This window comes from Agrobacterium sp. BT-220-3 (assembly GCF_025910175.1).
GTDB classification, from domain to species: Bacteria; Pseudomonadota; Alphaproteobacteria; order Rhizobiales; family Rhizobiaceae; genus Agrobacterium; species Agrobacterium oryzihabitans.
The window spans coordinates 330,054-349,554 of record NZ_JAPAIX010000002.1; the positions used below are offsets into that span (position 1 = coordinate 330,054).

General features: G+C 60.7%; 17 protein-coding genes. 8 read left to right on the top strand and 9 right to left on the bottom strand.

The annotated features are described in order from the left end of the window. The first annotated feature begins 211 nt into the window (after positions 1-211). A complete protein-coding gene (locus tag OK142_RS08050) occupies positions 212-1,282 on the top strand; it encodes an LLM class flavin-dependent oxidoreductase (RefSeq protein ID WP_498682054.1) in 1,071 nt (356 codons plus the stop codon). Between the two features lie 57 nt (positions 1,283-1,339). Here the strand turns inward: OK142_RS08050 and OK142_RS08055 are convergent, their stop codons facing one another. The 3 genes from OK142_RS08055 to OK142_RS08065 all read right to left on the bottom strand — a co-directional run bounded on the left by OK142_RS08055 (position 1,340) and on the right by OK142_RS08065 (position 5,262). Then, a complete protein-coding gene (locus OK142_RS08055) occupies positions 1,340-2,515 on the bottom strand; it encodes an acyl-CoA dehydrogenase family protein (RefSeq protein WP_498682056.1) in 1,176 nt (391 codons plus the stop codon). Further along, positions 2,512-3,543: an ABC transporter substrate-binding protein gene (locus OK142_RS08060; protein ID WP_498682058.1), complete on the bottom strand. Its 1,032-nt coding sequence runs from the start codon at positions 3,541-3,543 to the stop codon at positions 2,512-2,514. The genes OK142_RS08055 and OK142_RS08060 overlap by 4 nt, the downstream gene beginning before the upstream one ends. 111 nt (positions 3,544-3,654) lie before the next feature. After that, positions 3,655-5,262: an ABC transporter substrate-binding protein gene (locus tag OK142_RS08065; RefSeq protein ID WP_498682060.1), complete on the bottom strand. Its 1,608-nt coding sequence runs from the start codon at positions 5,260-5,262 to the stop codon at positions 3,655-3,657. 270 nt (positions 5,263-5,532) lie between these two features. Between OK142_RS08065 and OK142_RS08070 the strand changes: the two genes are divergently transcribed. From OK142_RS08070 to OK142_RS08100, 7 genes are all read left to right on the top strand, one after another. Continuing rightward, entirely contained in the window at positions 5,533-6,522 is a 990-nt protein-coding gene (locus OK142_RS08070; RefSeq protein ID WP_003500392.1) for an ABC transporter permease, read from the top strand. Continuing rightward, the gene (locus OK142_RS08075; RefSeq protein ID WP_498682063.1) at positions 6,519-7,514 is read left to right on the top strand and encodes an ABC transporter permease; all 996 of its coding nucleotides are present in this window, start codon (positions 6,519-6,521) and stop codon (positions 7,512-7,514) included. Before OK142_RS08070 ends, OK142_RS08075 begins: the two co-directional genes overlap by 4 nt. Next, complete coding sequence (locus tag OK142_RS08080) at positions 7,511-8,509, top strand: ABC transporter ATP-binding protein (protein WP_003500390.1); 999 nt, start codon at positions 7,511-7,513, stop codon at positions 8,507-8,509. The genes OK142_RS08075 and OK142_RS08080 overlap by 4 nt, the downstream gene beginning before the upstream one ends. Continuing rightward, on the top strand, positions 8,487-9,422 hold the full coding sequence (locus OK142_RS08085) for an ABC transporter ATP-binding protein (protein WP_498682067.1): 936 nt from the start codon (positions 8,487-8,489) through the stop codon (positions 9,420-9,422). The genes OK142_RS08080 and OK142_RS08085 overlap by 23 nt, the downstream gene beginning before the upstream one ends. A gap of 18 nt (positions 9,423-9,440) precedes the next feature. Further along, positions 9,441-10,496 (top strand): aldo/keto reductase, encoded by a 1,056-nt coding sequence (locus OK142_RS08090; protein WP_137038994.1) that lies wholly within the window; start codon positions 9,441-9,443, stop codon positions 10,494-10,496. Positions 10,497-10,565: 69 nt separating this feature from the next. After that, positions 10,566-11,804: an acyl-CoA dehydrogenase family protein gene (locus OK142_RS08095; RefSeq protein ID WP_498682069.1), complete on the top strand. Its 1,239-nt coding sequence runs from the start codon at positions 10,566-10,568 to the stop codon at positions 11,802-11,804. 19 nt (positions 11,805-11,823) lie between these two features. Next, complete coding sequence (locus OK142_RS08100; RefSeq protein WP_498682071.1) at positions 11,824-12,795, top strand: LysR substrate-binding domain-containing protein; 972 nt, start codon at positions 11,824-11,826, stop codon at positions 12,793-12,795. Between the two features lie 16 nt (positions 12,796-12,811). Here the strand turns inward: OK142_RS08100 and OK142_RS08105 are convergent, their stop codons facing one another. The 6 genes from OK142_RS08105 to OK142_RS08130 form a co-directional block, all read right to left on the bottom strand. Next, positions 12,812-14,164, bottom strand: a complete 1,353-nt coding sequence (locus OK142_RS08105; protein WP_498682073.1) for an LLM class flavin-dependent oxidoreductase — start codon at positions 14,162-14,164, stop codon at positions 12,812-12,814. Between the two features lie 55 nt (positions 14,165-14,219). Further along, positions 14,220-15,815, bottom strand: coding sequence for an ABC transporter substrate-binding protein (locus OK142_RS08110; RefSeq protein ID WP_313607433.1), 1,596 nt, complete (start codon positions 15,813-15,815; stop codon positions 14,220-14,222). Between the two features lie 40 nt (positions 15,816-15,855). Then, positions 15,856-16,206 carry a DUF3088 domain-containing protein gene (locus OK142_RS08115; protein ID WP_313607432.1) on the bottom strand — a complete coding sequence of 117 codons (351 nt, stop codon included), beginning with the start codon at positions 16,204-16,206 and terminating at the stop codon, positions 15,856-15,858. Next, complete coding sequence (locus OK142_RS08120; protein ID WP_313607431.1) at positions 16,154-16,501, bottom strand: hypothetical protein; 348 nt, start codon at positions 16,499-16,501, stop codon at positions 16,154-16,156. The genes OK142_RS08115 and OK142_RS08120 overlap by 53 nt, the downstream gene beginning before the upstream one ends. Before the next feature lie 154 nt (positions 16,502-16,655). Next, a complete protein-coding gene (locus OK142_RS08125) occupies positions 16,656-18,245 on the bottom strand; it encodes an ABC transporter substrate-binding protein (RefSeq protein ID WP_313607430.1) in 1,590 nt (529 codons plus the stop codon). 35 nt (positions 18,246-18,280) lie between these two features. Beyond that, positions 18,281-19,480: a M20 aminoacylase family protein gene (locus OK142_RS08130; RefSeq protein ID WP_498682078.1), complete on the bottom strand. Its 1,200-nt coding sequence runs from the start codon at positions 19,478-19,480 to the stop codon at positions 18,281-18,283. Positions 19,481-19,501 lie beyond the last annotated feature (21 nt).

Below are 19,501 nucleotides of genomic sequence, written 5' to 3' on the forward strand. Positions count from 1 at the left end.
CCATAGAAAATATGTTCTAATTGAATGAGCCGCGCGGAAAGCTTTTCCTCTGCCGCTTTCCAAAAGAAACGCTGCTGCTTGGCCGGACCGCCGCCGGTTTGCCATTCTCGCACTATCGGAGACCTCAATCTCCCGAACCCTGAAATGGCAAATGCCGAGCCTCGGCAGGGCCATTCCACCGCGACATAAAACGAAAATTCAGGCGGATAATGTGAGCAGCACGAGCGAATTTCTCTGGTACATCCCCAATGACGTCAAACCCGGCCATCGCGGCGATGCCGTCAGCGAAAACCATAATAGTCTCAATACATTGACCAGCCACGCGACGGCGCTGGAAAATCATGGCTGGAAAGGCGCATTGCTTGGCACCGGCTGGGGCCGGCCCGACACGTTCACGGTAGCGGCAGCGCTTGCGGCGCGTACCATCACATTCGAGCCGCTGATCGCCATCCGCCCCGGCTACTGGAAGCCGGCCAATCTTGCATCGGCCGCTGCCACGCTCGATCAGCTTTCCGGCGGCCGGGTGCGGATCAATGTCGTCTCGGGTCGGGACGAGCTTGGAGCCTATGGCGATGAGGAAGGCGATCAGGCGCAGCGTTATGCGCGCACGAAGGAGTTCATGCGGCTGGTGCGACGGCTCTGGACCGAGGAAAACGTCACTTTCGATGGTGACCATTTCCGGGTCAGGAACTCCACCGTCTCGCCGCGCATCGCTGAACGCACCGGCCGGCCACATCCCAAGCTTTATTTCGGCGGCGCGTCCGAGGCTGCCGAACAGGTTGCCGCAACCGAAGCCGATGTGCAGCTCTTCTGGGGTGAACCGCTTGCTGGCGTGCGCGAACGGATCGAACGTCTCAGGCATTTCAGTGAAACGCTCGGCCGCGACCTGCCTCCGCTGCAATTCGGCCTGCGGATCACCACACTGGTACGTGAAACGACCGCCGAGGCGTGGCGCGATGCGGAGGCGAAGGTGGCCGAGATGGCTGCGAACAATGGCGTGCGCTGGAACGATCATCTGCAAGGGGTCGCGGTCGGCCAGCGCCGCCTGCTGGATCTGCACAGGCAGAGCGATGTGCTGGACGATAATCTCTACACCGCACCCGGCAAATTCGGTGGCGGCGGTGCCGCAACGACATGGCTCGTCGGTTCGGCGGAAGATGTCGCCGCATCGCTGCGCAAATACCGTGCGCTTGGCATTACCCATTTCGTGCTTTCCGACACGCCCTATCTCCAGGAGATTGAAAGCCAGGGCGACAGGCTTTTACCGCTACTCCGGGACTGATGCAGGCGAGGACAAAATGGGCGGCCTGCCGAACAAAGCCGCCCATGTCTTCTGGGATCAGCCGCCGACAGCCTTGATGCTCTGGCGGCCGAGGATGGTTCGGATCATGTGGCTCTGCGGCGCATGCGCCCTTGCCGTTATGGCATCGCGATGATGCCGCTCGAGATTGTAGTCCCGGCGAAGGCCGCGATTGCCGCCAAGCTCCAGCGCCAGATCCGTCACCGCCACCGCATTGTCGATCACCACGTGGCGAACGGCCAGCGCATCCGTTCCCACCTTCTCTCCCGCATCGATATCGCGGGCGACGGAGAGAAGCAGACGCCTGTTCGCAGCAAGCAGCACCTCGATCTGGCCGAGACCTTCCTGAATGCGTGGAATGGAGGATAGCGGCGCACCGAGACTGGCCGGGACATGGCCCGTGAGGTGCCGCAACAGGGCGTCACGCGCCGAAAGCGCAACACCGTGATAGACGGAAGCCAAAAGCACGAAGAAATTATAACCGTCGGCTTCATCGCGTCGCAGCGGCTCGTCCGCCGGCTGTTCGGCAACGAGATCGGCAAGCGGCACCCCTACCTCCTCAAGCACCAAATCGTCGCTGGCGGTCGCATACATGCCGGTCGCTTCCCACGCCTTTTCCGAGCGGATACCCGGCGCATCGAGCGGGACCAGAAGCTGGATCAGGCGCGGCGTCTCTTCCGTCGTGGCGGCAAGCACGATCGCCCATTTCAACCCCGGCAGGCCGGTAACGAAGCTCTTGCGGCCATTGACCACCCAGACATCGCCCTCTATCCGCGCCGTCGTTTCCGGCAGGCCGCCATGGGCAGGCGAGCCGATGCCCGGCTCCGCCTGTGCATTGTTCAGAAGCGCCGGCTCGCTATTATTAGCGGCCAGTACCTTTGCCGCGAGAGCTGCCGGCCACTTGCCGCGCCGGATGGCGGCGTGGACGCTGTAATGCATGGCAAGGATGAGGGCGGTCGATGGGTCGCCCTTGGCGATGGCCGCAATGACCGCGTGGGCCGTTTCCATACCCTCTCCCCAGCCGCCATCCTTTTCAGCCGTCACCAGTCCGAGCAGTCCCGACTTGAAAAGCGCCTCGAAATTGGCGGCGGCGAATTCGCCGCTTTTGTCATGGTCCGCCGCGGTCAAGCTGAAATCTTCGGCAAGGGCGGCTGCGATGGCAACGGGGTTTGCGGGCTGCTCCGGGCGCGGAATGGCCGATAGTGCGCCACTCATGCAACCGCCCTTTCATTTGCCGCGACAAAACGGTCATCGATCCACGCAGCGAGATCGAAGTCGTTTTCAAGGAAGCCCCATTGATGCAGGAAATCCTTGTAGTGGCCGACAGCGGCAACGAGGTCCGCATCGAGGCCGAGGCCAAGATGGCGATGAACATCCGGGCCATTGGCGGCCAGAACCTGCTCTTCGGTCGCACCCGCCTCGCGCGCGATGAAACGGCGGGTCTCTTCCGGATGCTGCTCCGCCCAGAGCGAGGCTTTGGCAATGGCGGCAACCAGCCGCTCCACCAGGTCGGGGCGCTCATCGGCAAGCCGTCCGTCAACCGTCAGCACCCGGGGCGAACCGGAATTGATGCGTATCTTCGGGTCAGGGTGAAACCCGAATTCTGCCACCTGCACGGCGCCGATCAGGTTCGCGGCGGCGATGCCGGCGGTTCCCTTGACGAAAATTGCATCGACCTCACCGCGCAACAGCGCAATAATCTCCTCCCCGAAGGATTGTCGCCGCTTCAGGCCGAAAAGGGATGGTCCCTCCTGTGTCGCCAGTACGGAATCTTTGATGACGATATCCTTCAGCTCGATATCTTCGATTTTCAGTCCCTCCAGCGAAAGCGCCGAAACGATGCCCTTCAGCGCCGTCGCCCGCATGAAATCGACAATGCCGTCCGGCCTGCGCGGCACACCGAAACGGCGGCCGACGAGATCGGCAAGCGAGCGGATGCCGGTTTCCGGCAGGGTGATGATCGCCTGAAACTCGTCCGTCCACGTCACCCCGATGAGCCGCGTATTGCGCCCTTCCGAGCGGGCGCGGATGGGCGGCACATTTCCGCCGTGACGGAAGGACCATTCCAGCGTGTGATTGAAATGGCTCTGCCGGACAGAACGGTCAGGCGAATCGATGATGGATTTCAGCGATATGCCGACATCCTCGAAGGTCTGCGCGAGATACCCGAGCTGCGCCGCCAGCCCCACGGGCGTGGGCACCGGGCAGCGTGTGTACCAGATTTCAGAAAGTGTCGTGCTCATGGCTTTGGCCTCGATGAAAACGATGACACCAGAAAGCGATGCTGCGGTGCCTGTTGACGGAAGGGAGACGTCCCGGCCCGCCGCAAAGGCGGACCGGGTTCGGCAAAAAGATCAGGATGCGGCGATATGCGCGAAGGCAAGGCTTCCCGCCACACCTTCCGCACCGATGGTGTGGTCGGCAATGCGCTTGTTGAAGATGGTAATCTCGGGTGCTGCGACGATGTCGATGGCCGGCACGTCTTCGACGAGAATCTGCTGTATTTCCTTCCATTGCGCGACGCGCTTGTCCGGATCGATCTCGACAGCGGCAGCTTCCAGCAGCGCGTCCACCTTCGGATTGCTGTAGGCGGCGCCATTGGAGAAAGGCACCCCCTTCTTGAAGTTCTTCGACCAGTAGAGCCGCTGGACGCCGACTGTTGGGTCGAAGAGATTGCTCATGCCCTCATAGGCAAAATCGAAATCCCGATCCGTGTAGATGCGCTTCGTGTAGGTGGCGAAATCCTGCGTCCGTACCGTCACATCCACGCCGACCTTTGCCAGCGCCTGACGAATATAATCCGCGCCGCGCGGATAGGCTTCGGTGCTCGGCACATAGTCCAGGTTGAGCTTGAAGCGGGTGCCATCCGCACCGCGCTTGTATCCCGCCTCGTCCAGCAGCGCTTCGGCCGCCTTCAGATCGATCGGATAGGTCTTCAGATCCTCGACAAACCATTTCGTCAGCTTCGGATTGATCGGCCCGGTGATCGTCGCGCCATAGCCGTAATTGACCGTGTTGAAGATGACGTTGCGGTCGATCACATGCGCGAAGGCGCGGCGGACGCGGACGTCCTTGAACACATCCTTTTCGAGATTGAACTCAACGCGGCTGACGGAATTCGAATATTGATAGCCGTTCGTCTCGAAGCCGAGGCTCGGCAGCTCCTTCAGGCGGTCGAGATCGCTATAGGCGACCGGGGTGCTCGGAGCGAGATCGATCTCACCGGTTTCGATTGCGATGGCACGGGCCGACGCGTCAGGAATGAAGCGGACAATAAGCTTGTCGAGATAGGGACGCGGCGCATCCCAGTAATCGGCATTGCGCTCAAAAACGATATGGCTGCCGCGCACCCATTCCTTGAACTTGAATGGGCCGGTGCCGACAGGCGCGAGGTTGATGGGGTTTTCGGTGACTTTGGTGCCTTCATAAAGATGCTTGGGCACGATAGGCGTTTCGGCGGCGGCGAGCGCCGTTATCAGATACGGCGCAGGCTTGGAAAGAACCAGCACCGCCGTCAGATCATCCGGGGTCTCGACACTGGTAAGGTTCAGGAAGGTATTGCGCCCGCGCGGATGCACTTCCTTGATGGTGTTGATGGAGAACGCCACATCGGCGGATGTGAAAGGCTTGCCGTCATGCCATTTTACACCGGGCCTCAAATTGAAGGTGTAACGCAGGCCATCGACGCTCACATCCCATGATTTGGCCAGTAGCGGCTTAGGATTGAGGTCGAAATCATAGGTCAGCAGCCCCTCCGTGACCTTGGGCGATATGTAGACGGAATTATAGGCCGTATGTGCGATCGTCGTGAGCACCGGCGGCTCCGATGAGATGAGCAGGGTGGCCGTGCCACCGCGTGCCGGCTCTGCCGCGTTGAGCTTCAGCCCCGGCAGCGACACCACGCCAAGCGCTACAGACGCCAGCAAAAATCCGCGCCGCGTCGTCTGGTTGAAAACAGTCATGCGATACCTCTCCTTAATTGAACCGGCGAAAAACCGGCAAAACTGAACGGCCGCGCTTGGGAAGAAGTTTGTTCCGCAGACGAGAGTGAGATTGGCATGAAGCACCAACTATTCTCATAAATAGGAATTATCTTTTCTTTATGGCGCATTTTCCCGTAAATTTCAGAAAATAATTCCATTACTCTTTGACAAATTCCATAAAATTAGTCAACTAATACCCACGCCTTCAGGGGCTGATTTCATGTTTTCCACGCTAACGGACTGGAGCCGATGTCGAATTCGAAACGGATTTTATCGCAGGCAAGGCGGGTCGCCATTCAGGCCATTCCGACGGTTCTCGGTATCGTCATCCTGAACTTCTTCCTGCTGCAGCTGGCGCCCGGTGATGCGGCCGATGTGCTTGCCGCGGAAGCGGGTTCGGCGACGGTTGAGACCATGGCTGAAATCCGCTCCCGCTTCGGGCTGGATCTGCCGGTCGTGCATCAGCTGATGAACTATCTCGGCAATCTCGCCCAGTTCAGCCTCGGCTTTTCACCCCGCTACGGCATGCCGGTCGCCGATCTTATCGGCCAGCGGTTGCCCGGCACGCTGGCGCTGATGGGAGCCGCACTTGGCATTGCGATTTTCGTCGGCGTGTTCCTCGGCTCCATCATGGCGCTCTTTTCCGGAAAGCTGCCGGACCGGATCATTTCGATAGGTTCCCTGATCTTTTATTCCGTACCGGGCTTCTGGATCGGCCTGATGCTTATCCTCACCTTCTCGGTCAAGCTCGGCTGGCTTCCGTCTGGCGGCGACAGCACCATCGGCAGCAGCCTCACCGGCCTTGACGCCCTTCTGGACAGGCTGCGCTACATCGTTCTCCCCGCCCTTTCGCTGGCGCTTTATTTTCTGGCGATTTATGCCCGCCTTACCCGCGCGGCGATGCTGGAAGTCAAATCCCAGGACTACGTGCGCACGGCACGGGCAAAAGGCGTATCACCGCTCCGGCTGACCACACGCCATATTCTGCGCAATGCGCTCATCCCGATCACCACCATGGCCGGCATGCATATTGGCGGCCTGCTGGGCGGCGCGGTCGTGGTTGAGACCGTCTTCAGCTGGCCAGGCCTTGGCCGTCTTGCTTTCGAGGCCGTCATGGCCCGCGATTTCAGCGTGCTGCTCGGCATTCTGCTTCTCTCTTCCCTCGTCGTCATCATCGTCAATGCGGCCGTGGACCTGTTGCAGGCATGGCTTGATCCCCGCATCGGAGAAAGCCGATGAATTCCTCCCATACATCAGCAGTTCTCGACCCGGCCGAACTCAGCGCTGAAGAGAGCAATCCCAAACCGAAAAAACCGGAAGAAAAGGTCTGGCCCTATATTCATGCGCCGGACGCGCTTTCAGCCCGCTCCCTCTCCGTGCCGCGGCGCGGCCTGCGGCGGGAACTGAAGATTTTTCTCACCAATCCCAACGCCATCGTCGGGCTTTTGTTTCTCGCCACCGTCATCGTCACCGCACTTCTGGCTCCGCTGATCTATCCCGGTGATCCCTTGGAAATGGTGGCTCGTCCCTTCCTCTGGCCGGGGCAGAATGCCGCCTACCCGCTAGGCACCGATTCCATGGGCCGGGATGTTCTGGCCGGCATCGCGCACGGCGCGCGCATCTCGCTCACCGTGGGTGTTGTCGCCACCCTGATCGGGCTGACGATCGGCATCACAATCGGCGCTTTCGCCGGTTATTTCGGCGGCGTCATCGACGATATTCTCGTCAAGCTGATCGAAATCTTCCAGACATTGCCGAACTTCGTGCTTTTGGTGGTACTGGTCGCCATCGCCCAGCCCTCAGTCACCACGGTCACCTCGGCAATCGGCATCATCACCTGGCCGCTCGTTGCACGCCTGACTCGCGCCGAATTCCGCGCCATCCGCGAGAAGGACTATGTGCTGGCCGCACGCAGCCTCGGTTATGGCCATGCGCGCATCGTGTTTCAGGAAATCCTGCCCAACGCCCTGCCGCCGATCATCGTCACCTCCTCCGTCATGGTGGCGGGTGCGATCCTCATGGAAGCGGCACTCTCCTTCATGGGCCTTGGCGACCCAAACCGTGTGTCCTGGGGTTCGATGATCGGTTCCGGCCGCGATGTCATCCGCACCGCCTGGTATCTGACCGCCCTTCCCGGCCTCGCCATCGTCTTCACCGTCATTTCGCTGAACCTTATCAGCGATGGCCTCAACGATGCGCTCAACCCCCGCTTCTCGGAGGAACGCCGATGAGCAAACTGATCGAAGTCCACGATCTCTCCGTCAGCTTCGGCTCCGCCCAACCGGTCAAGGGCGTCAGCTTCGATGTCCAGTCCGGCGAGATGCTGGCAATCGTCGGCGAAAGCGGCTCGGGCAAATCGCTGACCGCGCTCGGCCTAATTGGGCTGTTGCCGTCGCATGCAAAGACCGGCGGGCGTGTTCTGCTCGAAGGCCGCGATCTTCTGCCGCTTTCCGAGCGGCAATGGCGCGGCATTCGCGGCCGCGATATCGGCATGATCTTTCAGGAACCAATGACGTCGCTGAACCCTGTTCTGACGGTCGGCGAACAGATCATCGAGGTGCTGCGCATCCACGAAAAGATCGACAGGCATCAGGCGCGCAAACGCGCTATCGAGCTTCTGGACCTCGTCAATATTCCCGACGCCCGGCGCCGGGTGGACGATTATCCGCACCAGCTTTCCGGCGGCATGCGCCAGCGCGTGATGATCGCCATCGGCGTTGCCTGCAATCCCAAACTGCTGATCGCCGACGAGGCGACGACCGCGCTCGACGTGACGATACAGGCGCAAATCCTGCAATTGCTCGACAATCTGCGCCGCGATCTCAACATGGCCGTCATCCTCATCACGCATGATCTCGGCATCGTGGCCCAATGGGCCGACCGGGTGATGGTCATGTATGCAGGCCGCAAGGTGGAAGAGGGATTGCCGGAACCGGTTTTCTCCAACCCCTACCACCCCTATACGCGCGGCCTGCTTGCGGCTTCCCCACGCGCGGAAGACGGCCAGCATTATCGTGATGGGCCGCTCATCGAAATTCCGGGTTCCATCGTTTCCGCAACGGGAGAGCGCGGCTGTGCCTTCCGGCCACGCTGTCCGAGCGCCCGCGGTTTCTGCGGGCAGTTCGTGCCGCCGCTGAGGCAAATCTCGCAAGGCCGTTACGCCGCCTGCCCCTTCGTTGCTCCCACATCCAAGGAAGTATCCGATGACGCTCTTGTCAGTGCATAGCCTGTCCACCCATTACACGGGCGGACGCGGCACCGTGCGTGCCGTCGATGACGTCTCCCTCGATATCGAGGCGGGCGAGACCGTGGCGCTGGTGGGTGAATCCGGCTGCGGCAAATCCTCGCTCGGCAAGTCGCTGATGCGGCTGGTGGAGCCCACTTCCGGCAGGATCACCTTCAAGGGCGCCGATGTCACGGCGATGACGTCGTCGCAGCTGCGCGGCATCCGCCGCCGCATCCAGATGATTTTCCAGGATCCTTTCGCGTCGCTCAATCCGCGCCAGACGGTGCGCACCATCCTCACCGGGCCGCTGAAGGTGCACGGCATTGGCGACAAGGCGCAACAGGGGCAAATCGTCGAGGCCATCGTCGCGCAGGTGGGCCTGCCGCCTGACGCACTCGACCGTTATCCGCATGAATTTTCCGGCGGCCAGCGCCAGCGCATCGGCATTGCCCGCGCGCTCATTCTGGAGCCGGAACTGGTGGTCTGCGACGAGCCTGTCTCGGCGCTCGATCTTTCCATACAGGCGCAGATCCTCAATCTTCTGGTGGAGATGAAGAAACGGCTGTCGCTGTCCTATCTCTTCGTGTCCCACGATCTGTCCGTCGTGCGTTATTTTTCCGACCGCGTGCTCGTCATGTATCTCGGCAAGATCGTGGAAAGCGCACCGACCGCCGAGCTCTGGGCCTCGCCGAAACACCCCTATACCCGTGCGCTTCTCGCAGCCGTTCCCGATCCCGCACGCCGCAAGCAGGCAGCCCCCATTTCCGGTGACCTGCCGAGCCCGCACGGCCCGCCATCCGGCTGCCGGTTTCACACCCGCTGCCCGCTCGCCACCGATCTCTGTCGCGAAAAAGCGCCGGATTACACCCTTTTCGGCAAGGACCACGCCGTGGCCTGCCACCATGCCCAATAAACTGAAGGAGCAACCATAATGGTCGACTATCGCTATCTCGGGCGCAGCGCGCTGAAAGTTTCACCGCTGAGCCTCGGCACGATGATGTTCGGAGGCCCGACGCCGGATGACGTGGCCTTTCGCATCATCGACAAGGCGCGCGAGCAGGGCATCAATTTCATCGACACAGCCGATGTCTATCACGACGGCAAGTCGGAAGAAGTCGTCGGTCGCGGCATCAAGGCCAGTCGCGATCACTGGGTTCTGGCGACGAAATTCGTCAATTCCCATACCAAGGGTCCGAACCTCGGCGGACATTCGCGCAAATGGGTGATCGAAACAGTCGAGAATTCGCTGCGCCGTCTCAATACCGACTATATCGATATTCTCTATTTCCACCGCGCGGTCTTCGACGCGCCGCTGGAAGAGCCGGTACGCGCGATTGCCGATCTCATCCGAGCCGGCAAGCTGCGCTATTTCGGCGTGTCGAACTTCCGGGGCTGGCGTATCGCCGAAATTTCGCATCTGGCCGATCAGCTCGGCATCGACCGGCCTATCGCCAGCCAACCGCTTTACAACATCGTCAACCGCACGGCGGAAGCCGAGCAGCTGCCGGCCGCCAACCATTATGGTCTTGGCGTCGTTTCCTATTCGCCGCTGGCACGTGGGGTGCTCACCGGCAAATACCAACCGGGCGAGCAGCCGGGCGCCGATACCCGCGTCGGCCGCGGCGACAAGCGTGTTCTGGAAACGGAATGGCGTCCGGAATCGGTCGAAATCGCCCAGAAGGTTGCAGCGCACGCCGCATCAAAGGGTGTTTCGGCAGCGGATTTTGCGCTCGCCTGGGTGCTGAACAACAAGTTCGTCACCGCCGCGATCACCGGCCCGCGCACAGAGGAGCATTGGGACGGCTACGTCCGCGCCCTCGATGTGAAGATCGATGCGGAAGACGAGGCGCTGGTCGACAGCCTTGTGACGACAGGCCATCCCTCGACACCCGGCTTCAACGATCCGAGCCATCCCGTCGAAGGCCGCGTGCCGCGCAATGTCGAACCCGCTGCCCGCCCGGTCGTCAAGCCGCGCGCGGTCGCCTGATCGTTCAGAAGACAATGCCTGCGGCGCGACCGTGCCGCAGGTCATCACATCCGCTCAGGGAAACCCGCAATGTCCAATCCTAAAATACAGACCGCAACCACCGACAATTCCGGCGTGCCGAGCCGAGAAGACATTCTGGCCCGCGCCAGGGACATTGCGGCTATTGCCGCCAGGGATGCCGCCCGCCGTGAGCGCCAGCGGGAACTTCCCTTCGAAATCTTCGGCCTAATCAAGCAGGCGAAGATCGGCACGCTGCGCATCCCCGAGGCCAAGGGCGGCCCGGGCGGGTCGATTGCCGACTATATCGAAGTGCTGATGATCCTCGGCGAAGCCGACAGCAATATTCCGCACGCACTCCGCAGCCATTTCAATTTTACCGAGAATCTCGCTCTCACACCGATCGAGCTTGAGGATCGGCGGCACCTCGAAAATGTTCTCACCGGCAAGCTCTTCGCGGGCGCCAGCACCGAACAGGGCACCAAGCGCCCCGGCGAAATCACCACGCGCCTCAGCGCCGATGGCGACCGTTATCGCCTGAACGGCCGCAAATGGTATGCGACCGGCACGGCCTTTGCCGATTTCGGCACCTTCAGCGCCATTGGCGATGACGAGCAGCCGATCGGCGTTCTCATTCCGCTTGATCGCGCCGGCATCACCATTCTCGATGACTGGGACAGCATGGGCCAGCGCATGACGGCAAGCGGCGGCGTTTTGCTTGAGAATGTTGAGGTGCTCCCGCATGAACTGACGACCCGCAAGCTCGGCAGCCAGGTCGGGCGCCACAGCTCGGCCATGCGACAGTTGCATCTCGCTGCCTCTGCCGCCGGTGCCGTTCAGGGTGCACTCAACGACGGTGTCGACTATGTCCTGCGCCAGGCGCGCACCACGCTTCACAGCAGCGCCGAAACCGCCAATCAGGACCCCTTTGTGCAGAAGATGCTCGGCGAGATCAGCGCCGGTGCCTTCGCCGTCAAAACGCTGATCCGCGAGGCGGCAAGAACGCTCGACAGGACCGCCGCCGCCTTTTCCAGCGGTGACGAAGAGGCGATAGAAGCGGCTTTGCTGGAAGGTTCTCTCGCCACCGCCCGTACCCAGATCATCGCCTCGCAGCTTTCACTGACGGTCGCCACCAATCTTTACGAACTCGGTGGCGGCTCGGCGACGTCAAGCGAGCGGAATTTCGACCGCCACTGGCGCAACATCCGCACGGTCTACAACCACAATCCGCTTGCCCACAAGGCGCGGGTGATTGGGGACTATTATCTCAACGGCACCACGACGCATCTGAAGGAAGGCCGGGTATTCTAGCCATGAAGGGAAAACGGCCATGAGAACGGAATTTATCCCTCCTTCGGTCGCAAGAGCGGCTTTCCGGTTGCCGACGCTTTCCCGGCTGCCGCCGCTGACGGCCCTGCGGGCATTCGTCGTCGCCGCCCGTCACGCCAGCTTCTCGCGGGCGGCGGAGGAGCTGCATGTCTCGACCGCCGCAATCGGCCAGCAGGTCCGCATTCTCGAAACCCATCTCGGGCAACCGCTCTTCAGCCGGCAGCGCGGCGAACTGGTGCTGACCGAGGCCGGCAGCACGCTTTACCCCGGCCTTGCGGACGCTTTCGAGACGATGATCGGCAGCCTTTCCGATCTCATGGCCTCCGGCGGCCGTCGGCAGGTGAAGGTTCTGGCGGAAGGCTGTTTTGCAGCCCGATGGCTGGCGCCGCGGCTGGGAAACATCGTCCCCGCCCTTGGAGACGTGGATATCTCGATTGAATCCATGGAAGGCGATGCCATAGACCTCACGCATTTCGATGCCGATTGCGCGATCATCGCGACCCAAGGACAAATCCCCGGTTTCATTCAGGAACCGCTTTTTGCCGACACCGTCAGTGCCGTCTGCACCCCGGATTTTGCAGACCGTCATCGCCTCTGCGGCGAATCTGAGCGGTTGCGGGATCTCTCTTTTGCGATGTTGCGCGGCAATGGCACGGATGCCGCCTTCGAATGGTCCAACTGGCTTCGCGCCTGCCGCATTCCGCTCAGACTTTCGGCAACCGGACCGCGTTTTTCGCGCCAGGGCGCGTTGATAGAGGCAATCTTATCCGGCCACGGCATCGGCCTTGCCCGCCATTCGCTGATTTCGGATGAGCTGAAAACCGGTCGTCTGATCGCACCTTTCGGCGCACCGCAGCCGACCGCCAGCCGGTATCATTTGCTGACCAGTCCTGACAGGCGGCGGCTGCCGGAAATCGCATCTCTACTCGCCTTGTTGCGCGAGGATATACGCTCTCTCGAGGCCGCCGCCTGAACACGCCCGTCCCACCTCAGGCGCGTTCCTTTTGCAACTCCTTCGTCGCATGGATGTTTTCCGGCCGGGGCAGGCCGTAATGATCGCGCAGCGTATCGCCCTCGTAATCCTCGCGGAACAGTCCGCGCTGCTTGAGGATCGGCACGACCTCGTCGACGAAGATATCGAACCCGCCATTCAGCCAAGGCGGCATGATGTTGAAGCCGTCGGCAGCACCTTCACGGAACCAGGTCTCTATCCAGTCCGCCACCTGTTCCGGCGTTCCCGAAATCACCCTGTGGCCGCGCCCGCCGGCAAGCCGGTGCAGCAATTGCCGGATCGTCGGATTTTCCCGGTCGATGACATCGAGAACCAGCTGATGACGGCTGCTATCCGCCTGCGCGCGCGTCGCTTCCACAGCCTCCTTCGGCAAGGGCTTGTCGAGATCGGCGGATGACAGATCAATACCGGTGATGCGCTGCAATTGGCCAAGCGAAAAGGCCGGCTGGATGAGATCGTTGAAAGAAGCCTCGAGCTTGCGCGCCTCCTCTTCGGTGGAGGCGATGAAAGGGCTGATGCCCGGCAGGATTTTCACATGGGCGGGATTGCGCCCCGTGGCCGCGACGCGACGCTTGATGTCGGAATAAAAAGACCGCGCACTCTCCAGAGTTTGATGCGCGGTAAAGATTGCCTCGGCGTAACGGGCGGCAAAGCCGCGCCCATCCTCCGAGGAGCCGGCCTGCACATAGACCGGGCGGCCCTGCGGCGAACGCGGCAGGTTGAGCGCACCCCGCACCCGGTAGAATTCGCCCTCATGACTGGCGGGATGAATGCGGTCGGTATCGGCAAAAAGACCGCTCTCCTTGTCGGCGACGATGGCATCGTCTTCCCAGCTGTCCCAGAGCTTCGTCACCACATCGACAAATTCAGTCGCCTGACGGTAACGGTCGGCATGCGGCGGATGCTGCTGGAGATTGAAGTTTCCGGCCGCCGCATCGGCCGAGGTCGTCACGATGTTCCAGCCCACCCGGCCGCCGCTGATGTGATCGACCGAGGCGAACAGCCGCGCGAGATTATACGGCTCGTAATAGGTGGTGGAGGCCGTGGCGATGAAGCCGATCTTTTCGGTGACGGCGGCCAAGGCCGCCAGCATGGTGATCGGCTCCAGCCGGTGGCGGGCGGCATAGCGGATATTGGCGTCCAGCACCGGCGCATCGGCAAAGAAGATGGCGTCCAGCTTTGCCGCCTCGGCCTTGCGGGCGATATCCTGATAGAGCCTTATATCGGTGACGCGCATAGGCTCCGACTCGGGGTGGCGCCAGGCTGCCTCATGATGCCCGCCCGGATAGATGAAAGCATTGAGGACCAGCTTCTCGGATTTTCTGCTCATGGCGATGAACCCTTTTCAACTTTGACGCGGCTTGAAACGAGAGGTGGGGAGGCGATTACGCCTCCTTCGTCACCCACGCTTTGGCGAGATTGCCGCTGAGACCCTCCGCCCCCGTCGCGTAATCTTTGATGCGGACGCTGCCGACAACCGGCTGGATCGGCGAAACGAGATTGATGACGGGAAGGTCCCTGGCGATGACGGCCTGAAACTCCTTGAAGAAGGCCGCGCGCTTTTCGATATCCGGCTCCACCGCCGCCGCTTCCAGCAGCCGGTCCACTTCCGGATTGGCGTAGTGGCTGGCATTCGAGAACGGCAGACCGATCTTGAAGTTCTTGCTCCAGTAGACACGCTGCACGCCGGCCGTCGGATCGAAGGTGTTGGAGAGGGATTCGACCGAAAGGTCCCAGGCGCGGTCAGTATAAACGACCTTCACATAGGTGCCGAAATCGAATTTCTGGATATCCGCCTCGATGCCGATCTTCGATAGCGCCTGTGCGATGAAATCCGAATAGGTCTGCGGATTGAACGGGTTGGTGGTGACCCTGAGCTTGAAACGCTTGCCGCCATCCTTGCGCGGAAAGCCCGCCTCATCCAGCAGCTTTTCCGCCAGCGCGACGTCGAATTTGGCAAAACCGATATCCGGATTGTGGAACTTCGCAAGGCCGGGGCTGATTGGCGTGGGTGATGGCACGGCGTAACCGTAAAGCACGGTATCGATCAACGCCGGAACGTCGATCGCGTGGGCAATGGCCTGCCTCACCTTCAATTCCTTGAGATATTCGTTCTCAAGGTTGATGACGAGCTGGTTCTGCTGGCCGGCATAGGCGTAGATGCGGTCATCCACCTTCAGCGTCGGAATGGATTTCAGCCGTTCCAGATCGGCAAGCGCCACCGGGTTCGGGCCAATGTCGCCCTCTCCGGTTTCCAGCGCCGCCGCGCGAGCGCCGGCATCGTTGATGAGGCGGATGATGACGCGGTCAAGATGCGGACGCGGCGCGTCCCAGTAGTCGGCATTTTTTTCGAGAAGAATATGGCTTCCCGGCACCCATTCCTTCAGCACGAAGGGGCCGCTGCCGATGATCTGGGCGGGCTTCGGATTATCGGTTGGCTTGAAGGTCTCGAAGATGTGCTTCGGTACGATGGGCGATTCCGACGAGGCGAGTGCGGTGATCAGGCCCGGTGCGGGTTTGGACAGCTTCACCTTCGCGACCAGCGGATCGGACGTATCGACGCTTTCAACATGCGAGAAAGTCGCGCGGCCGCGCGGATGGGCCTCCTTCAGCCGCAGGATCGAAAATTCCACATCCGCCGATGTCACCGGCTTGCCATCATGAAACTTCGCATTCGGCTGCAGATGGAAGACATATTCCAGCCCGTCGGCGGAAACGCTCCATTCTTTGGCAAGGCTCGGCTTTGGCGAAAGCTCGTAGTCATAGGTCAAAAGCCCGTCGTAAATCTTCGAACCGATGAACTGCGGACCGCCCGCGCTGGTATTGATCGCCACGAGCTGCGTCGGCTCGGGAAAATAGACGATCTTGAGCGTACCGCCCGAAACCGGCTCTTCGGCAGCAGCGAAAGAACCGCCGGGAAGCGCCACGAAAGCGCCGGCGGCAAGTGCGATCTTATGAAACTGGCGTCTGGAAAAGGTCATGTCTGTCTCCGAAAAAATCCGATGAGCGGGGTGCGGCAGCTCAGTGCAGCTGCGGAAACCCGTGGCGCTCGGCGAGGATTTGCAAAATTCGTTTGGTGTCCTGAATGAAGTGCGTGTCGCCCTTTGCCGTGGCGTCAGCGGGCGCATCGCCGGCAAAGACGAACAGCGGCAACGACTGGTTTTCCTCACCCACGGCAGCGATGACCGCCTCGCGCGGACGCTGAAAACCAACCCGGTGGATATCGATCCCGGCGGCTAAGTCCGGAAAGGCGGCAATCAGGCCTTCGATCTGGTTACAATGCGGGCAGACGAACCGGACACCGGGGTGCCTGGGGTCCTCAAAACCGGGGGCAATCAAAAAAAGCGTATCCTTGGCCATGGCATCCATCATTTGCGAGTGAGATTTCATGGACACAGTGCAGGCGGGAAAAGCGTGGGTCCAGAAAGCAATTCTTGCTTTGAAACGAAGAATTCCTTCGCTCTAAATCTTTGATGAAACTGATTTTTTCAGAGTTCGGATAGCCGGCATCGCTGTTCTTGACGACCTGTTTCACGAGAAATGTTTTTTCCGAAAACGGGCTTGCCGCGCGAAGGCGACAAAACGGACGGAGTCCAGTTTCCGGCAATAAAAAACCCGGCGGAATGGCCGGGTTAATGTCGATGGTCGCAGACCTCTCTTCCGTCATGCCGGTCCCCGGAACAAGCCCGAGGATGACCCGGCATCCAGCCACGGTGCGTCTGCGCCGTGAAAGGACTCTTTCGCGATCAAGGACTTGATCGCGCTGGACCCCGGAACTGGTCCGGGGTGACGGAGTGTGGAGGATGCCACTTTGCCAAAGCTCACTCGCTTTTCCAGGCAGTCGACAAATCGCCATAGGCGATATCAATCGTGGTGACGAGCGACCGGAGGCTGGTGTTGCGCAGAATGACGGTCGGCAGGGCGACGATCGAGAAATTCGGCAATTCGTCGCCGGTGATTTTCTGGATGTCGTGGAACTGCCCCGCCCGTTTCGTTTCATCCACCTCGATCGCAGCGGCACGGAAAAGATCGTCCACCCTGGGATTGTTGTAGTGGGCGGCGTTGACATAGGGCGCGGGTTTCTTGATGCCGTCAGACCAATAGAGCCGCTGCACGCCCGCCGTCGGATCAAACAGCCGGCTGATGCCGTTCACCGTCAGGTCAAATCCGCGCTCCGTATAGACACGCTTGATGAAGGTGGCGAGATCGCCTTCCACGATATCCACCTTCACGCCGAGCTTGCCGAAGGACGAGCGCAGATATTCAGCGGTTTTGCGGAAGACATCGGAGGGCAGGAAGGCCAGCCGCAGCGAAAAACGGGTGCCATCCGTGCCCTTCGGATACCCCGCTTTATCGAGCAGCTCGTTCGCTTTGGCCAGATCAAAGGGATAGGCGAAAGGCTTCTCGTCATTATAGGTGGTGAAGACCGCCGGAATGTTCGAACCGGCGGGTTTTGCCGTGCCGAAGAAGATGGCGTCATTGATGAAATTACGGTCAATGGCATGGGCCAGCGCGTGCCGGACCTCCTTTTTCGCGAGGATCGGGTTCTCCAGATTGAACTCGAATATGGCGGCATTGTTGAGATAGGAGTCGGTATAGACTTCCACCGAAAGCTTGGGATTTTGCCGAAGGCGCTCCAGATCGCTGTAGGAGACATCGGCGGTGTAATCTGCCTCGCCCGTTTCCACCGAGATGGTGGTGGAGGCCGCATCGGCGACGAACCGCGCCACGAAGCCATCGAGATAGGGAAGATCGGCCTGCCAGTAGTTCGGGTTCCTCTTGAGCTTTACATAGCTGCCCCGTTTCCATTCCTCGAATACAAAGGGGCCGGTGCCGACGGGCGCGTTGCCGTTCGGGCTTTCATTGTAGTTTTCCGAAGCATAGGCATGGGCCGGTAAAATGGGCGTTTCGCCACCGGTCAGCGCCCTCAGAAGATAAGGCGCAGGTTTGGAAAGCACCACTACCGCCGTCAGCGGATCGGGCGTTTCGATATCGGCAACATTGGCGAAAGTGATACGGCCGCGTGGGCCCACCTTCTTGAAGGCAAGCAGGGAAAATTTCACATCCTGTGCGGTGAAATCCTTGCCATCATGCCATTTGACGCCCTTGCGCAGCTTGAAGGTGTAGCGCAGCCCGTCAGCGGAGGTTTCCCAGCTTTCGGCGAGAACCGGATGCGGCTTGAACTCGCTGTCGAAGCGCACCAGACCTTCAAGGATTTTGGTGGAAATGGCGCGCGTGCGCGTATTGGAATCGGAAAGCGGCACAAGCGTCGTCGGCTCTCCGAGACCCGCAAGGGTAACAATACCGCCCTTTTTCGGGGTTCCCGCCGCCAGTATCGGCAGAGATGGCAGCAGCATGGCCGCACCTAGCGCAGCACTCAAAAGCAATGTCTTACGTCTTGTAATATCCATGGATGTTTCCTCTTGCAGGCTTGTTTTTAAAATTTTCAGGCAGGCTTCAGCCGGGTTTCCACCAGCCGGGCAAACAGAGTGGCACCGACCGGCAGAATGGCGTCGTCGACAATGAAACCGGGATTATGGGCCGGCACGGTGCCGGAATGTCCAAGGGTGAAAAACGCACCGGGTGCGTGTTTCAGGAGATCGGCGAAATCCTCGCTGCCCATGAAACGGCTGGGCTCCGTGGAAACGCGCTCGTCTCCGAGAACTTCGCGCGCCACTCCGGCCACGATCTCCACAGATGCGTCGTCATTGGTCAGAACCGAGAATATGTCGCGAATATCCACCTCGGCGGTGAGGCCATGGGCGGCCGCAATATGCTCGGAAATCGTGCGGATGCGACCACGTATCGTTTCGCGTACGCTGTCGGAGAAGGCCCGCACCGTGCCTGCAATCGAGGCCGTTTCGGGGATGACGTTATAGGCCGATCCCGCCTCAATGCGGGTGATCGACAGGACGGCCGGATCGGTCGGCGGCACATTGCGGCTAACGATGGTCTGCAAGGCCTGGATGAGTTCTCCCGTCGCCGGCACCGGATCGCGCGAGACATCCGGGTGGGCGGCGTGGGCACCCCTGCCCTTCAGGCGGATATCGAAAAAATCCGCGCCAGCAAGAATGGTGCCGGGCGAGACCTTGAGATGATTAGGTGCTGCATGGGAGGAATTGTGCAGCCCGTAAATCTCATCGACGGGGAAATCCTTGAACAACCCATCGGCGATCATGGCGCGTGCGCCGCCCAGACCTTCCTCGGCGGGCTGGAAAATGAAGATCACCGTGCCGGCGAAATCGCGGGTTTCCGCCAGATAGCGGGCAGTGCCGAGCAATATGGTGGTGTGCACATCATGCCCGCAACCGTGGAACTTGCCGGGATAGACCGATGCATAGGGCAGCCCGGTTTCTTCCGGCATCGGCAGGGCATCCATATCGGCCCTCAGCCCGATGGAACGGTTGCCCGCGTGCCGACCGTGCAGCACGCCGACCACGCCGGTCTTGCCATAACCGCGATGCACCTCGATGCCCCAGGAGGCGAGCTTTTCGGCAACGATGCCGGAGGTGCGCACCTCTTCGAAACCGATTTCCGGATGCTGGTGCAGATCGTGGCGGATGGAGACGAGTTCGGGAACATAGGTCCCGATCCGGTCTATGACTTTCGGGGCGGGCGTTTTGACGGGATCGACGGCAATATTCACGGTATCTCCTCAGGGCAAAAA

Excerpts from the sequence above, each read along its gene's own strand:
- OK142_RS08055 (WP_498682056.1), bottom strand. The coding sequence starts at position 2,515 with ATGAGTGGCGCACTATCGGCCATTCCGCGCCCGGAGCAGCCCGCAAAC.
- OK142_RS08060 (WP_498682058.1), bottom strand. The coding sequence starts at position 3,543 with ATGAGCACGACACTTTCTGAAATCTGGTACACACGCTGCCCGGTGCCC.
- OK142_RS08065 (WP_498682060.1), bottom strand. The coding sequence starts at position 5,262 with ATGACTGTTTTCAACCAGACGACGCGGCGCGGATTTTTGCTGGCGTCT.
- OK142_RS08070 (WP_003500392.1), top strand. The coding sequence starts at position 5,533 with ATGTCGAATTCGAAACGGATTTTATCGCAGGCAAGGCGGGTCGCCATT.
- OK142_RS08075 (WP_498682063.1), top strand. The coding sequence starts at position 6,519 with ATGAATTCCTCCCATACATCAGCAGTTCTCGACCCGGCCGAACTCAGC.
- OK142_RS08080 (WP_003500390.1), top strand. The coding sequence starts at position 7,511 with ATGAGCAAACTGATCGAAGTCCACGATCTCTCCGTCAGCTTCGGCTCC.
- OK142_RS08085 (WP_498682067.1), top strand. The coding sequence starts at position 8,487 with ATGACGCTCTTGTCAGTGCATAGCCTGTCCACCCATTACACGGGCGGA.
- OK142_RS08090 (WP_137038994.1), top strand. The coding sequence starts at position 9,441 with ATGGTCGACTATCGCTATCTCGGGCGCAGCGCGCTGAAAGTTTCACCG.
- OK142_RS08095 (WP_498682069.1), top strand. The coding sequence starts at position 10,566 with ATGTCCAATCCTAAAATACAGACCGCAACCACCGACAATTCCGGCGTG.
- OK142_RS08100 (WP_498682071.1), top strand. The coding sequence starts at position 11,824 with ATGAGAACGGAATTTATCCCTCCTTCGGTCGCAAGAGCGGCTTTCCGG.
- OK142_RS08105 (WP_498682073.1), bottom strand. The coding sequence starts at position 14,164 with ATGAGCAGAAAATCCGAGAAGCTGGTCCTCAATGCTTTCATCTATCCG.
- OK142_RS08110 (WP_313607433.1), bottom strand. The coding sequence starts at position 15,815 with ATGACCTTTTCCAGACGCCAGTTTCATAAGATCGCACTTGCCGCCGGC.
- OK142_RS08115 (WP_313607432.1), bottom strand. The coding sequence starts at position 16,206 with ATGATGGATGCCATGGCCAAGGATACGCTTTTTTTGATTGCCCCCGGT.
- OK142_RS08120 (WP_313607431.1), bottom strand. The coding sequence starts at position 16,501 with ATGACGGAAGAGAGGTCTGCGACCATCGACATTAACCCGGCCATTCCG.
- OK142_RS08125 (WP_313607430.1), bottom strand. The coding sequence starts at position 18,245 with ATGGATATTACAAGACGTAAGACATTGCTTTTGAGTGCTGCGCTAGGT.